Raw genomic sequence first — 16,512 nt, 5'->3', positions numbered from 1 at the left:
TACAAGAGAATGGAACGGCATTTGTCTTAGGGCTTACTTTATTCTTTATATATAAGGAGACGTTAGTATGAAAAAAACGATAATCATCGTTCTGTCGGTGTTGATATTAATTTCACTAAGTATTGGTACCTTGGTTTATCAAAAGCAAAAGCCAATTGCACTTCCGGATTACCTTCAGCCTAATGCTGGTCAAGATCTATCGGGAGTACCAGACGAAGCAGAAACACTAAAAGAGGCATTACGACCTGTTAATACTGATGCCATTTCATATTCCTTACAAAATGACGAACTAAACATAACCTACAACAATGGCACTGACTGGATAAAGGTTCCGATTGAAACCAACATGCTGTTTGCTGGAGAGTATCAGGGTAATAAACAGTGGTTAATTGATGATAGTTACATCTTAACGGAGGAACGAGCGGCATTTCTTTACGCTCAGGGTAGCAGGGAATCTACTACTATTCAATTAGCCTATTCACTTGATGGCGGAAAAACTTGGCAAGATAGTGTCATTACGGATTCTTTCCCAGCTATGCGCTTTAGAAAAGTGGGATTTATCAATGAGCAGTTCGGCTACGTTATTGTTTCAGGTGGCCGCACGATGTCACAGGAGTATTCCACTGCCTTTCTAACGCATGATGGTGGACAAAGTTGGGAGCAGACTGCTGATACCGGGAATACGAGATTAATTGCGGATGGTGGTTTCGTAGATGAGTCAACGGGATTTATGTCCTATGGAACGATAAATCCCGAACAACCTGACTTCTATGTAACCCAGGACGGTGGAAAGAGTTGGTCAAAATCTATCGTTAATATCCCTGCTAAATATGACCAGATATTCGTACAAGCAGAAACACCCGTTATAGAGGGTAATCATTTGACAGTATTGGTTAACCAAGGCCCTAATGGTGATTATGAAGGTGGAAAAGTAAAAGGGAAGTTTATCTCAGAAGACAATGGTAAATCATGGGAGTTTGCAACGGAGGTCCAGGTAGATGAAGTTTATTAAAGATAACCGTAAAATTTTTGGTTGGATCTTTTTCGTCATTTCAATTGGTCTTGTTTGTTTACAGCTAGGATACTTATTCATTCATGACAGTTATCAAGTTGAGTATGTTGATAATCGATTATTTTACCTAATTACTATACTTTGTGTGATTAGCCTTTTTCTAGCAATCTTACTTCTCGTTAATTTGGGCAAAAAATATAAATTAATTGGTGCTGGTTTATTAGTAATGTTTATCGTAGTGAACATCTTACTTCTTGTTGATAGTAATAAAGAAATAAAAAACATTACGAGCTTATCACCTAACTTGAAACAAGTATTATCCATAAAAGAAAATGTAGCAAGTGGAGAAGTAGTTTATTATCGTTCTTACTATGGTATATTTGTTCGTCCCAAATCGGTACTACAAGGCGGTACTGATGCGGAGTATAAGGTGGAATGGTTAGCGAATGATATTGCAGCAGTAACTTATCAATCTGCTGATAATTCCCTTCAACAATTCATTGCTACATATGGTGATCGCGGAAGTGGCATAAATTATTACTATGTTGGATCAGAAATTCATGGGAAATGGCAAGGAGAGGCTGTCGAGGTAATTAGCGGTCCAGACGGAATTACTGTAACAGAACATCATAATACGGAGTTATTTCCGTGGGAGAATATCGAACAATTTGGGACTCTTGCGGTTGTATTGAAGAAAAACAATGAACCTATTTGGACCATTTCATTGGATGAAAACTTTGACGTGCATTCAGATGCTACGGAACCTACTGTTGGAAATATCAGTTTATACAAAACAACAATGGAAGAAAATGAACCGATTAAACTAGCGTATAAGGGTGAGTATCAATAGACTCACGCTATAATTCGACACACAATAAATACTAAAACTCCTCAATCCACTTAAAAATGAATTGAGGAGTTATTTATTGCAATGTATTAGAACTAATGTTCGATTTCTGGGTCAGTCAAAATAGAGGTACATATTGGCTAACTTCTATAATAATAGTATAAACGGAATTAAATTATAAGTCTATATTTTTCTGAAAAATAATTTTATAGTAGGGGTACCTGGCCAGGATATAAATAAAGATAGGGGATATTTAATTTTGGGATGGCTGTCATGGGATATTAATTTGAAAACGAGACTTATAGGGGAAACACTGTTTAATATGCTTTTTTGGATGTACTTCCCGTTTCTTGCGATTTATTTTAGTGATGCATTGGGGGGTGTTGAAGCGGGTCTGATGATGACCGCCCCTTCGATTATCAGTATTTTCGGCACGCTGATTGGTGGCTATATTTCCGATCAATATGGAAGACGTAACATAATGCTTATCGGATCATTTATGCAAGCCGTATTTTTTGCGATATTTGCGCTGTCTATCACACATTGGGTGGATTATGCAGCATTCATCGGAATAAGCTTAGGGAAATCATTGTATAGACCAGCAAGCTCAGCAATGGTGGCTGACTTAGTACCGGAGGAATCAAGACGTCGTGTCTTTGCTACATTTGTATCGGCAAATAATTTAGGAGCTGTTTTTGGTCCAATAATAGGAGCGATTCTGTTTTTCCAACATCGTAATGAACTATTATGGACGTGTACACTAGTTACATTGCTTTATTCTTTTGCAATTATGTTTATCATTCGCGAAACAATGCCTGTATCCGAACGGGAGGCGCATGATAACAATGGATTTTTTTCTCTAGTGAAACAGCAGTTCTTATCCTATTTTGTCATTATTCGAGATAAAGTGTTCTTTCTCTATATGCTAGGTGGTATTTTTATTACTATTTCAATTATGCAATTAGATCTATATTTAGCTATTTATGTTAAAAATTATGTGCCTTCTCAAACGCTCTTTACGATTGGGGAATGGTCGGTCACGCTTCGTAGTGAGGAAGTATTTGGTTGGATGATTGGATTAAATGGATTGTTATTCGTCGTTTGTGTCATACCAATTACGAGATTGCTGGAAGGCTGGAGTGATCGAAATACACTAATACTGGCAGCGTGTTTATCGGGTTGTGGAATGTTCTTAGTTGGACTATCAACAAGTGCATGGCTCTTGTTAGGAATCACAGTAATTTTCACCATAGGGGAGATTATACATGGTCCAGTTGTACAAAACTTTGTTAGTACCTATGCACCTGAAAATGCAAGAGGGCAATATATGGGAGCTTCTGATCTACAATATTCGCTTGGAAGATTTATAGCACCAGTTACAGTCGTGCTCTCAGCCGTCTTATCTCCGGTGTTGATTTTTGGAATTATTTTAGTTTGCGCATTACTTAGTGCCGTTGTTTATGGTGTGATGTTTAGGCTATTACCAGAAAAGCATATGGAGAGTTAATCCACAGTAATCGTTATAATTTTTGAAAAATTTGGTTACAGATTTGGTATATTTTGTTACGATTAACTAAAGAGCTTCAAGAAATGTAAGGGCGGTGGCTTACTAGTGAATGATTATAAAGAGGAACCAGCAGAAATACGTGAAAGATTAAGACAGAAGGAATTAAAGAATCATCCCACTTCAAACTTGGCTGATAGTATTAATCGTACTCAAAATGGGAGTCTGATAGATTTAGTTGGAGGGCTAGGGTGGAAAGGTACTGGAATTATACTCGCTATTTTAATAGTCGGTTTTATAATTTATAAAGTGTTCTTTAATTAGGGTTAACCAAACAAAGTTAGGGATGGAGATGTTGCCATGTATGTAGTTGAAACAGAAAGACTTGCCTTGCGTCGGTTAGATGAAACGGATGCAGAATTTATTTTTAAGTTACTAAATGAACCTGGCTGGATAAAGTACATCGGTGATAAAGGAATTAACACATTGGAAGATGCAGTAACGTATATCCTAACGGGGCCACGAACTATGTATGATCAGGTAGGATTTGGTTTGTTTTTAACGGAGCTGAAACAAGATCATACGCCGATTGGATTATGTGGGTTAATTAAACGTGATGGGCTGGAGGATGTTGATATTGGCTTTGCATTTCTAGAAGACTATCAATCGAAGGGATATGCTTATGAAGCAGCACAAGCAACGGTTTCATTTGCTAAACAAATTGGTTTGGATCGGATAGTAGCAATCACGACAAAGGACAATGATTCCTCATCAAGATTACTGGAGAAAATTGGTATGAAACAAGATGGTTTTGTGACGCTCCCTAACGATACGGAAGAGTTAAAAAAGTATGTGTTGGAGTTGTAATTAGAGAAACATAAGATTGATATTAAATTTATATGGAGGTTTATATGGGTTTTTTACTACTTGGTATTATATTTGTCTTTTATGTCATATACAGCTTGGAATCGATTAAGCGACGATTGGATGGGATATCTAAGCATTTAAATGTTGTTGTAGAAGAGGATGAAAATTAATTCGTTCTAAGTAGTAGTTGCTATTGAAAAGGAGGGAATTGCTTTGTTTAGTATTAAATGGCGAGTTAAATCAAAAATAGCAAGGATCTATTTATCAAGTATTCTTATAACGCTCATGGGATTTTTGCTTCCTTGGATTCATACTCATGATCGTAGTGGAAGTGGACTATATCCCATAAATGGAGTCATTGCACTATTGATTTTGGTTAGTTTAATCGTTTTTTTCACAGTTAAAAATAAAATGCTAGTTTCGATAGTAATGATTATAACTGGTGTCTTGTCATTTTTAATCGTATTCTATACCTTTTTCTCTTCCTTAGTTGTTTTTATTAATCCGTTTATTAGTTCTTTTGTAAGTTATGGTATTGGTATATTTGTAACAGCCTTAGGAACGCTTGGGATAATTATAGCTGGAATCGTTGGAATTAAGGTTAGAAACAACGATAATTCGGACTTAATTTAGCTTATAGAAGGCATTGTAAATTTCGAATAGAGGAGCTGAAAATCAATATATTACAAGGTGAAAACATACCAAGAAGCAATTGAAGTAATTGAAAGGAGAAGGTATTGACACTAGAGCACTAAGGGTGAAAGCGGGACTGAAGGATAAGGATAAAAAAATTTTTGATAATGCGCTATTAGAATTACAAGGATCATTAGATATTTCATCTCAGGCATACAAGAGAAAGTGAATGAAGACGGTGAAAAGAACAGTTGGAGTAGTACAGCTTTTGAGACATATTATTCATGGGCAAGTAGAAATGATATAGAATCAATTAATCATGATAAAGATGATGCAAAGGAATTTCTTTTAACGCATTTCACAAAATATTGCAGTGAAGAATCCGTGAAGATATTTGAAAGAATGTTTAAGTGAAGATTCGAGGTCAAAGGAAGTGTTTACCATTAGAGAGATTATAAATAATAATGAAGAAATATACATTATCATCTATTGTTTTATGATCTTATGGCTAAACATTGACTACTTAAGAGTACACAAGAGCGTAAAAAAAGATTTAGCTAATATTTCTGAAGATGAATTAATCATAAATACAAATAGTATTTCAGTATTGTTTATTGGAATACTTTTTAATTTATTCCGTAGATGGTTCATATATTTGTTGGCTATATTAGTTATAGGAAATATTATCCTAAGTATTATAACAATAATAATGTTTGTTGTTAGTTTATATCATGTTCTATTCAATAGTAGTCTTGAAAGCGTTAAAAAATCCAAAATTGGGTTATATATAATAATTATAGACGTTTTATTTATTTCTGGTTTTGTTATCTATCTATTTCTTTCAATCTAAAATTGAAGGGAAGATTTTGTTTTTCTCCATTACATCTTTCATGCTAGTCTAGTAGTTTTTTATCTTTATTAAAGCGGGGGATTATCATGACCAATAAAAAATACCATAGAGCATTTGGAGTTTATGGGGTTCTTGTAAAGAATAATAAACTCTTAGTCATAAATAAAAATGGTGGACCTTATATCAATCGTTACGACTTACCGGGTGGTAGTCTAGAGGATGGTGAATCTTTATCTGAGGCATTACAACGAGAATTCCAGGAAGAAACTGGACTTGAAGTTGATATAGAGGGAAACATTGGAGTCATCGATTTTAAACTCCCTTGGCTTTGGCGTGAGTATACAGATCTACACCATATTGCAGTTTATTATGCTGTTAAGGTATTTGATGGTGAGTTAAGTGTACCTGAACAATTTGAAGGACAAGACTCGTTGGGTGCACAGTGGGTGTCGGAAGAAGATGTATCGATAGAAAATTCATCTCCATTGGTTTTACAAGCATTTAAGTGGTTGAGAACCGGTTCACTTGGTATTGATGCGATTACCTGTAGCGATTGGAAGGTATTGAAGTAAAATGCAGTAGTTCTACATAATAATTCTGGAATCGTTTTTTTGCAAGTTATGGATGTTGTCACTGCCGCAGTAATTTCAAACGAATCGAGCATCGTAAGACTGTCGGTAGTGAATAAAGAGTCCAATTGTGAAAGAGGGGATCAAAGAAGATCGCCTTTTTTCTTTTGCTCAACAGCAAAAAGAAGTGGCTATTGACCAGTGACACAAAAGTACTGAAGTTATAAACCTTGTTAAATTAAGGTTTTTTATTTTTGTTTTAGTATAATTGTGTCACTAAATTATGACACAATTATACTAAATATACGTTCCAATGACACAAAAATACTTAATATATGTTATTCCTCGTTTTAATCCATATTTCATTTATCTGTTTTAATTCTATAGAAATATATTTAGGAAATTTAATAGTGAAAGTCCTAACCGTGGAATGGTTTGTGATAAATTTAAAGGAATTATTATTTTTGGATACCAAGAATCACAAATGATTATAAAAATGCTCCAATGAATTAACCATTTATTCCTTCTGAACGATTTATTCTAAAAAACTCGCATTTTTCTTAATTGAAATTTTTATACTCGTTACTCAATATAATGATTATTTTTTATAATGGCAGTAATCCACATTAGAGCCGGATAAGTAAGTAGTTTAGCTAAGTTTTATGTGTTTATGTTAAAATACATATAATAGTTCGAATATTAAGTACTCCGAATAACGGAGTAAACTAGTTAATTTAATAGCGAATTAAATAGATAAACACAGAGAAAAAGGGGGAGTAAAATAATGATTGATGAACAAAAGGCTATTACTTCAGTATTGGAATTTCTACACGATGAAAAGAGAAGGACTTTACTTGTAAGAGGTTACGATAACGAAGCAAAATTAAAGGTAGTTCTCTCCTGCCTAAATAAAGAGTTTAAACTAGGAATTATAAGAACAAGTGCTATGACTGACATAGCAGATCATATTAATCGAGCTTTTAAAAGGGATTTGTTACCTAGCGCTGTAAAATCAACAGCTACATATAAATTGGGGAACATGACTGTTAACATAAACAGTTATGTAACTCATACACAATCTAATCCTAAAGGCAATGAGAATACTTTTACTTTATTTTACCCTGTACAACTGGTTCTAGATAATCCTAAAAGATTAAGCAGATTTATAGATGAAATAGATAAAATAAGATCTAAGAAAGTAATATTAATCACCACAAATGAGTGGAGTATAGAAAAATGGGATATTGAAAATTACATGGATGAAGTTTACTTTTATAACGTAGAAAATGACAACCTACAGTTAATCAGAAATCTAAAGAATAACGGTGCAATCTAAGAATCAGGAAAGAATTGAAAGTACCAATGTGTGGTTTTTTCGTTGAAGAACTGGCTGGATTGCCAAAGTAGTTTTACTACACATAGATTGGGAGGGGTAGGATGAATGGATATTTTTTTGGAGAATTTAATCCAACTGCAATTATCTATGATGGTTTTTTTACCTTGAATAACGGCACAAATACACTTAAGATAAAAGGCACTATAGTAAATTCTTTTAGTTATATATATGAAATAAAATTTACAGGTGAAATAATAGATGATATCTATAACAATATACTTAACTCCCAGTTACTAGGAAAATATACTCTACAAGCTGGCAATTTCGTTGGCGAAGGATACCTTTATAGAATATGTGGGAATATTGTATTCGGCAAAATTCTTAGGGAAATACAGTATGAATTAAAAGAGATGAACAAACTAACCTTTTCTTTAGTAAATCTAATACCTATAGGAGATAAAGTCATAGAAGAAGAACGTAGAACATATCTTGGGTTTTCTTCTCTATTATTTGATGATTGGTCAATAGAATTAGAGAAGAAAATAGATTATAAGCAAATATACGAAGAACTGGAAACACACAAAGGATTTGCTAATACACACATTGGTAAACTTACCAATAAAAACAATGAGAATTTCACCTATAAAGACGCTAAGGTAATTTTGAACAAATTATATTCATATTTGTCATTTATTTGTGGGAGAAGAATTTTCCCTTGCGAAATAAAAGGGTATAACAACCTAGAGTTGGTTTTTTCTAGTTATGAAAATAAACTGATAGATACCTGGTCAACTCTTAATACGTGGTATCCTAAAAACAAAAAAGAAATATTTCCGGAATTATTTCAAAACTTTTCTTTACTTTGGGAAAGGGAGCCTTGGAAAAGATCAAAGAATTTACTGCTTGGTACCTATTTTGAGTGTTTCTCACATGTAACACTTGAAAACAGGATTACAAATATCCAAATAGCATTAGAGCTGATTTCAAAATTGTATCTAGTAGATGATATGAAAGAATTGTCTAATAGAAAATTCAAAGGGAAAGATACTACTGAGAAATTAGAACATTTATTTATAAGTATGGGAATAAATTTAGACTCACTATTTGATTATATTAAGAGAAAAAATCTAGATACTGACAATCCAGTTGAATTTCTTGTAAAAGTTAGAAATTCTATTGTTCATCCAAAGAAAAAAGTTATGCTTTCATATGAAAACTTAAGTTGTGCATATCATATTGGTATATGGATGCTGGAGATGTGTGTATTAAGACTACTTAATTATAGTGGTAGATATAATAACAGATTATCAAAGAACAAATGGCATGGTGATGTAGAAAATGGAGGTAGCTATTACAATGTACCGTGGCTTAAATTATAATGAAGTTCCTAGTTTAGTAAATACTTTTAGGTGCTTATGCACACTACCCAATTACACTGTGACAATGAGTAACGGCACATGAATAAGAAGGCATGCTATTCCTGTGTTAGCAATCGATATGAGTTATATTTTATTTACCGACACAATTTTTTACCATTGGAGAAGAATACTATGTATCAAGAGATTAGTGTTGTAACCGTAAAGGAAGCCTCAAGTGTTAGTATAAGATATCTTACATTCTTACCATGATTTACTTTGCTTATAGTTAACTTTAATATGTCTTTTAGGTTTAAATTAAATGATAATTAACCATTCACTATTTGATGCGTTAGTAGAAGTGGCGAATGCTGAAACATAAACTTCAATAGAGCGAAGATTATAATTTTCGCTCTTGTACTATTGCCATATTTTGTATATTATCTAATCAAGTGAAGAATAATTAATACGAGGAGGTATAACATGTATAGCCCTGTCGTTGACCCTTCCAAAAAGCATTATGGTGCAAACTTCTGGGATAGTTATAGTAACAAAATTAATAGAGATGTTCATTTTTATAGTGATTTAGAATATGACCATTGGATTCATATTGAAACCAATCCAAATGTTGTAGATTTTTGTGAGAAACCAATGAAAATAAAAGGCATTATAGATGGCAAAATCCATGAAACAACATTTGATATGTGGATAAAATGGAAAGACGGTAACGAAGAATTTATTGAAGTTGCCTACAATAAGGATGTGCTGAATCGCAAAGATACCAAAAGACGTATTTTCCTTCAGAGAGAGTGGATTAAGAATAATAATCGTAATTACCGAATTGTTGATGAAACTCAAGTTAGAAAACAACCACTATTAGATAACCTCAAAGTTATACTTCCATATACTAAAGATTTCCATAAATTAAATGAGATTTCTATATTCTCGCTTTTAAGATATATTAATGAAAAACCTGCAACATTCCAAGAGTTAATAGATAATACTAGCCAAAAAGACGTTTTTACTTTCTACCAAAATATATTTTACCTATATTATGAAGGAAAAATCAATTTTAATATTGAGGAGCAACATTTCAACTATTTAACAAAGGTGTGGAGAAGGTATGAGTAAATATAAAAGGCTATTAGATCAACCGAATATACCAAATGAATATCTTAATAGAACGACTTGGCCAACAGTAAATGAAAATATATTATTGGATAATGAAAAGAAAGAGATATTTATAAAAAGAAAAAAAGCTATAGATATGTATATTGATAATGAAAAGACTATTAATGAAATTTGTAAGATAACAAATATTAATCAAACGGACTTATATAGATTATTAAAACGTTGCTTAGAAATAGATAATACAGGACAACCTTTTGGATATAGGGCTTTGATTCCAAACTTTAGAGTTAAAAGATATACCCGTGAAGAAAATATCGATGGTTTTTTTAACGATGAAGAGAAGAAGCTCACTGGAGCCTTTATGAAATTTCTTCGCAAATTCCCTGATATCGAAGATGAAATAAATGAAATGGTTTTTAAAAAGAAAAAAAATAACCCCACAACTAACATTCCTTTGGGAAAAGATCTGCATAGAAAATTTGTTAACATATGCAAAATGCATCCTTTAATTGATTTTAATAAAGGAGACTATCCTTCTAACACTGAAGATTTTGGAAAAAGGTCATTTTATAGGTATATAAGACAACTAAAGATAAATAATCCCCACAAATCCATAAATGCATATGGCAAAGACTCTGAAGTTCTTCTAAGAACAACAGGTGAGGGTGATAAATCAAACAATATCATAAGACCCTTCCAACGTGTTGAATTTGATGGGCATAAAATAGATACATCTATTGCCATAAAATATACTTCACCGGAAGGTGATGAAATTACAGATGTAATGGAACGTATTTGGTTATTAGCTATAGTTGATTGTGGAACTAGTTGTATATTGGGTGCTACTCTCGTGTTAAATAAAGAATATTCTGCATCCGATGTACTTACATGTATTAAAACCAGTATTCTTCCTAAGTCTCCAATTGAACTAATGATACCTGGTCTTAAATATCCTGAATATGGTGGTTTCCCATCAGATATTATTCCTGAAACCCAATATGCTGTTTGGGATGAGATGTTATTTGATAATGCAAAGGCAAATATTGCCAAAATAGTAAAAAGCAAACTTAAGAAGATAGTTGGATGTCAAGTAAATACTGGCCCTGTTGGAACTCCGACGAGGAGACCATTGATAGAGAAATTTTTCCATTTACTCGAGATAAATGGCTTTCAAAAATTAACTACCACTACGGGTAGCAATCTAAAGGACTCCAAAAGACAAAATCCTGAAGAAAAAGCGGTAAAGTATGAGGTAACTTCAGATGAAATTGAACAACTTTTGGAAGTTTTAATTACAGAACGTAATGGAACCCCCTTACAAAGTTTAAATGGACTTACCCCACTCGAAGCAATGCAACAGCGAATTAACAGGAAAATGCCATATAGAAAGCTAGATGAAGAATATAGGGATGGCTATGAATTTCATACAATTGAAATTGAGCGGGTTATTAGAGGATCTTTAAAAAATGGGAGAAGACCTCATATTACCTATATGGGCACGAAATATAGAAATGAAGTTCTTTCTGGAGCCTTTAATCTTATAGGTGAAAAATTAACTTTAGTTATAAACATTGATGACTTGAGAATGATAAAAGCCTATTTACCTAATGGAGCAGAACTAGGAATTCTGAAAGCAACCGGTAAGTGGTATATTCATAAACACAGTCTTAAATTACGTAAAACAATTCTTAAATTAGTTAGGGAGGGACAATTAAAAATTTCATTAGAAGAAGATAATCCCATAGAGGTATATCATCTATATTTAAAAGAAAAGGCAAAAAATAATAAAAGTGTGAGGAATCAACTTGCATCGTTCGAAAAATCTTTGAGTCAAGATAAAAAAAACACAGATAGTTTAAATAGTGATTCTTTAGATTCAACTCCCAATAGTAATTCAACTGACACAAAAATATCAAATTTTCCATCTCGGCAAGCAAATGGTAAACAGAATTCTACTAATATAAACAAGTATAAAAAAAGGGAAAGATTCTCTTTTAATTCATAAAAAATGAGGTGTAGAAATGTCTAACGCTTATAAAAACAGCTCAAAACCAGAGATTTCAACAAGGCCTTCCATTCCTAGTGGAGGGCACCCAATTGAGCAAGGTGACTATTTAATTGATACTATTTCTATAAACGAATTAGCAGACTCTGTACTGAAATGGATTAATTTAAGAAATCCTGGAGCGGTTATTTATGGTGAGCCACGATTAGGAAAAAGCTATGCAATAAAATATATTCAGAAGGTCTTCGATTTAAAATATAAAAGTCAATGGTTTACTTATATAGTTAGAACGAGAAAGATGAGAAACCCTAATGAAAATCGTTTTTTTGAACATTTATTAAAGGATATTGGACATGAACTCTATAATATAGGAAAAGTAGATGCTAAAAGAGACAGATTAATTAATTTCCTATTTGAAAGAGGAAACCGTTCTATTAGGAACCAAATCGTATTATTTATTGATGACGCACAACGATTAGGCACTGTAGAATACGAATGGTTAATGGATGTTTATAACGAATTAGAAAGCTATGGAATAACACTAACAACAATCCTAGTTGGACAAAAAGAATTATCTAATAGGAGAAATACTTATTTAACATCAGACAAACAAATTGTTGGTAGATTTATGATTCATGAAAATAGATTCTATGGATTAAGAGAACCTGAGGAGTTAGCATTTTTATTATCTTCTTATGATGATGTTACGGAGTATCCAACGAATAGTGGTTGGAGTTATACGCGTTACTTTTTCCCAGTTGCTTATTCGGAAGGGTTGCGTCTAGAAAATGAAACTGAGGTAATATGGCAATGTATTCAAGAAATTAGGGCCAAAGCAGGAGTAAAACATAAAATAGAAATACCAATGCACTATATGATAGCTATTATAAATTATGTATTAAAAAAATTTGGTGCTAATGAGGGGAATGAAAGATGGCCAACTACAAACATGTGGCTTGAAGCAATCATTGAATCTGGATATGTCAATGCTGCTGAGGTAATCAGTTATGATGATTAGATTAACTTTTCCAAACAGAAATTCTAAACAATCCTCATATACATGGAATCCTTCATGGATAGGACTCTTTGAATCACCTTGGAGTATATTGAAAAAGTTCCAGGAAGTAAATAGTTTAAATACTAGGGAACTGAATGAAGTATTGGCCATTGAAGGATTTAAAACTGATAAAAGAGTTTCGTTGTATGGTTTGGGTCAGTTGGATAGAAATTTAACAAAACAAGCCCTTCAATTTGATCTTATACAAGAGAATAAGCTATTACTGCATAAGTTACTCTCACCGTTATACAACTTTAAAGGAGATATTGAACAGCGCTTTTTACGGCAACATTTAACATTTTGTCCCGCATGTTTGGTGAACAAATACCATTCGTTACTTCATCAATTCCTTTTCATACATAAATGTCCTTTTCACTCAATAGAATTACTCAATGACTGTCCTCAATGTAATCAAAGGATACCTTTTGAGCTAGATGATACTTATTATAAATCACCATTCGTTTGTAAGTGTGGATTCGAGTTCGCAAAATTTGACCGACGTATTAATACTCTTACTACTATTAAAATAAAAGATTCTAATATTATGAAGTGGTTAAAATATGAAAAAAAATTTATTCATTCTGTTAATTACTCACTTCAGTTTATGGAAGGGTTTGGAAAAGATAGTAGCTATCAAGAAGAAGATTTCAAATATAATCTTTCAGATATATTTTTTGTAGTAGAGAATAACAAAGGCTTTATTCATACAAAAGAGAAGATTTCACTAACTAGGTCTATCCCTCAAATAATTAACACAAGGGAGAAAAAGCTAAAAAAATACAAATTAATTTTTAATAAAGATCATATAATTAGCGACCTTCAATCTGAGTCCTATTTGATGTGTAATCAATTATTTAAATCTATTGCTAGACACTTGAGAAATACAATATTAAAAAAACATATTGGGTGTATTAAAAATTTCACTAGATACTCGGACAACTTGGTACTTGAGGATGTTTGTCCATATGCTATTGCCTACATAATATGGAGAAGTAGACTGCAGAATTTTAAAAGTATGGATTATGTGGACAACTATGGTACTACACCTTTTTGTAGAGAGCATTATACTAGATACGGTTACCCAATAGTAAATGGTTATGAATTAATTGATAGAATTCATTCGACTATCCAACGCGAGGAAGAATCTGGAAGAAGAGCATTATTCCACTGGAAAATGAATCGCATCGTTGGTGAATATATTCTAGCTGATTTTAAAAGGTGTTTAACAGCTGCCAATGATTTCGTAACTGGAAAAGGATTTGATTGGAAGTATATTGACAGTTTTAACCTCTTATCGAAAGTAATTATAGCAACCCCAAAAAATCCGTTAAATTCATATCTTCTATATATAAAGTCGCCCATCCTTATAACTGAAATAGTTAAAGAATATAGGTGCCCTAATAACTTCTTTAAAAAAGGTAGATTTAGGGGAAAGGAATATAAATTTATTAAACCGAATTTTGAAATATTAGACATATTAGACAAATTATATTTTAAATAACTCACATAAAATTATTCTATGGACACTCTCAAAGTTATTCTGAGTGTCCAACTTTTTTATGACTAAATTATATATGAAAGGGGAAAATAGGAAAAAATAAGAAGGTATGACGTAAATTGAAAAAAGATTTAAAAGTAACCTGGGATAACAATTGGATTAATGAATTTGAATCTCCATGGGGAGTATTTGAAAAGTTTAAATATGCTAATTCTGTTCGGAGCGAAGATATTTTATCCTTATTTAGTAAACCGAAAACAACACAAAAAAACAATACCAGGGAATGTAGATATAGCTTGTATACTGTAATTGATTTTGATGATGAACTGATTCAAAATCTTATGGGGCTTTCCTTAAAAAGTATTGTGGAAAATTACGAACAGAAACTATGTTCTGTATTTTTCAAAAGCAAACAAGGGTATCCTGAATATTTTAAAGATAATATGCAAATATGTGAAAAATGCTTAAGTATTGGTTTTCATAGCATTCTACACCAATTTAATCTAACTAACACATGTCCATATCATTTAACAAAGCTAAGGAATAATTGCCCTAGGTGTAAGAGAAGAATTCCATATATTTTGTCAGATGATTATATTAGCTCTCCATTTCAATGTATTTGTGGCTTTATGTTTATTAAGGAGAATTCCATAAGAAATATTTTTATAGAATGGAAAAAAACTCGTCAATTAGAGATAAAGGATAAGCAAATTAGTGAATGGATTGCCATTAATAGAATAGGGAAGTCAAGTAATACTAGGATCTATTTGTATCATAAAAATACTCAAATAGAATCTTTAAATTCATTGATAAATCATTTCAACTTTAAAAGATCATGTTTTGAATTTAATTCAGCAAACTTTACAAAAGAGAATGTCACTATACAAGTTCCAGAACTATCGGTTTTGAATGATAATTTAAGAGAAGAAATTTATAAATCAACACGCCAAACATTTAAATCTATAGTTCGTTATTTAAAGAAAACAATACTTTATAAGCATAAACATTGTATCAATAAATATAAGAAAATGTTTTACGGAGACGACAATTGCCCATTTGCTTTTTCATTTGTTCATTGGAGGAAAAATATAGAAGGATTAAAAAACTATTGGGAGGTAGAAAACGGTACTCATCTGTTAAAAAAACAGTCTGTTTTGTATTTTGATTTTGCTTCGAAACAAGACAGTACTTTTCTTGAAGAATTCATCATTTTATTCCAAAACGGTGTCAATGGCCAACAAGTAAGTAAAAAAGAGTTAATATATATGATAAATAGAACAATGTCTATATTAATTATAAATCATTTTTATAACTGGTTAAGTTACGCTAAGATAAATGGATGTAAAGCAATTCATCATAATGGATTACCGTTGCAATATAAGAAGTTGCCACAATTCTTAATTCAATTTAAATTAAACGGGAATTCAAATTCAATTAGTTTTTATAACATAACAAATAATTACATAGAAAGTGAATTTACTAATCTAAAATGTCCTAACAGTAGTAATAAGGGGAATTAATATCAATACTTGGACTCAGCATTATATTTTCGTTCTTCACGTTCTCTTTGTTGTTTACTTCTGATAAAAGCTTTTCCTCGTTTCAATCCTAGTTTATATAACTCCATATCTTTTCTTAAAAGCTTAGAGATCTCTTCTTCAGTTAAAAATATTTTTGATTTATATACAGGTATTTCAATATATTTCATGAGTATTCCGCCCTTAGTATTATTTATTTTAGTATCGAACAATTATACATTTCTATACTAGAGTAATTACGTAAATTTGCTTAGACAGTAGTAGACATACTTGCTGCCCCGCCAACTACAATAGCTTACATTAAAGAGAC

At 32.1% G+C, this 16,512-nt stretch carries 16 protein-coding genes and 1 pseudogene; 16 read left to right on the top strand and 1 reads right to left on the bottom strand.

What is annotated here, in order from left to right; all coding sequences use genetic code 11:
* Positions 1–67 precede the first annotated feature (67 nt).
* The 16 genes and pseudogenes from JF53_RS12740 (at position 68) to JF53_RS12665 (ending at position 16,184) form a co-directional block, all read left to right on the top strand.
* Positions 68–1,012: a WD40/YVTN/BNR-like repeat-containing protein gene (locus tag JF53_RS12740; RefSeq protein WP_047982013.1), complete on the top strand. Its 945-nt coding sequence runs from the start codon at positions 68–70 to the stop codon at positions 1,010–1,012.
* Positions 999–1,862 carry a hypothetical protein gene (locus JF53_RS12735; protein ID WP_047982014.1) on the top strand — a complete coding sequence of 288 codons (864 nt, stop codon included), beginning with the start codon at positions 999–1,001 and terminating at the stop codon, positions 1,860–1,862. Before JF53_RS12740 ends, JF53_RS12735 begins: the two co-directional genes overlap by 14 nt.
* Positions 1,863–2,118: 256 nt before the next feature.
* Complete coding sequence (locus JF53_RS12730) at positions 2,119–3,366, top strand: MDR family MFS transporter (protein WP_047982015.1); 1,248 nt, start codon at positions 2,119–2,121, stop codon at positions 3,364–3,366.
* A gap of 105 nt (positions 3,367–3,471) precedes the next feature.
* Complete coding sequence (locus JF53_RS12725; protein ID WP_047982016.1) at positions 3,472–3,687, top strand: DUF6366 family protein; 216 nt, start codon at positions 3,472–3,474, stop codon at positions 3,685–3,687.
* Between the two features lie 36 nt (positions 3,688–3,723).
* Positions 3,724–4,230 (top strand): GNAT family N-acetyltransferase, encoded by a 507-nt coding sequence (locus JF53_RS12720; protein WP_047982017.1) that lies wholly within the window; start codon positions 3,724–3,726, stop codon positions 4,228–4,230.
* Between the two features lie 44 nt (positions 4,231–4,274).
* Positions 4,275–4,400, top strand: coding sequence for a hypothetical protein (locus tag JF53_RS17970; RefSeq protein WP_269083303.1), 126 nt, complete (start codon positions 4,275–4,277; stop codon positions 4,398–4,400).
* Positions 4,401–4,443: 43 nt separating this feature from the next.
* On the top strand, positions 4,444–4,863 hold the full coding sequence (locus tag JF53_RS12715) for a hypothetical protein (protein ID WP_047982018.1): 420 nt from the start codon (positions 4,444–4,446) through the stop codon (positions 4,861–4,863).
* Positions 4,864–4,951: 88 nt separating this feature from the next.
* Positions 4,952–5,277, top strand: a pseudogene (locus JF53_RS18110) (AlkZ-related protein).
* Positions 5,278–5,799: 522 nt separating this feature from the next.
* A complete protein-coding gene (locus tag JF53_RS12700) occupies positions 5,800–6,285 on the top strand; it encodes an NUDIX hydrolase (RefSeq protein ID WP_047982019.1) in 486 nt (161 codons plus the stop codon).
* Positions 6,286–7,066: 781 nt separating this feature from the next.
* A complete protein-coding gene (locus tag JF53_RS12695) occupies positions 7,067–7,618 on the top strand; it encodes a hypothetical protein (RefSeq protein ID WP_047982020.1) in 552 nt (183 codons plus the stop codon).
* 101 nt (positions 7,619–7,719) lie between these two features.
* A complete protein-coding gene (locus tag JF53_RS12690) occupies positions 7,720–8,997 on the top strand; it encodes a hypothetical protein (protein ID WP_047982021.1) in 1,278 nt (425 codons plus the stop codon).
* Between the two features lie 459 nt (positions 8,998–9,456).
* Entirely contained in the window at positions 9,457–10,104 is a 648-nt protein-coding gene (locus JF53_RS12685) for a TnsA endonuclease N-terminal domain-containing protein (RefSeq protein WP_047982022.1), read from the top strand.
* Positions 10,097–12,109 (top strand): hypothetical protein, encoded by a 2,013-nt coding sequence (locus JF53_RS12680; RefSeq protein WP_053071967.1) that lies wholly within the window; start codon positions 10,097–10,099, stop codon positions 12,107–12,109. Before JF53_RS12685 ends, JF53_RS12680 begins: the two co-directional genes overlap by 8 nt.
* 16 nt (positions 12,110–12,125) lie before the next feature.
* Entirely contained in the window at positions 12,126–13,127 is a 1,002-nt protein-coding gene (locus JF53_RS12675; protein ID WP_047982023.1) for an ATP-binding protein, read from the top strand.
* A complete protein-coding gene (locus JF53_RS12670) occupies positions 13,117–14,667 on the top strand; it encodes a TniQ family protein (RefSeq protein WP_047982024.1) in 1,551 nt (516 codons plus the stop codon). Before JF53_RS12675 ends, JF53_RS12670 begins: the two co-directional genes overlap by 11 nt.
* 116 nt (positions 14,668–14,783) lie before the next feature.
* Entirely contained in the window at positions 14,784–16,184 is a 1,401-nt protein-coding gene (locus JF53_RS12665) for a hypothetical protein (protein ID WP_047982025.1), read from the top strand.
* Positions 16,185–16,186: 2 nt separating this feature from the next.
* On the opposite strand, the gene JF53_RS12660 is transcribed toward JF53_RS12665, so the two are convergent.
* Complete coding sequence (locus tag JF53_RS12660; protein WP_047982026.1) at positions 16,187–16,372, bottom strand: hypothetical protein; 186 nt, start codon at positions 16,370–16,372, stop codon at positions 16,187–16,189.
* Positions 16,373–16,512: the final 140 nt, after the last annotated feature.

Origin of the sequence: Ornithinibacillus contaminans (assembly GCF_001038425.2) — a bacterium.
In the GTDB taxonomy this organism is placed as follows: Bacteria; Bacillota; Bacilli; order Bacillales; family Amphibacillaceae; genus Ornithinibacillus; species Ornithinibacillus contaminans.
The sequence above is the reverse complement of the archived record's forward strand: the minus strand, read 5'-3'. Positions and strand labels throughout refer to the sequence as shown.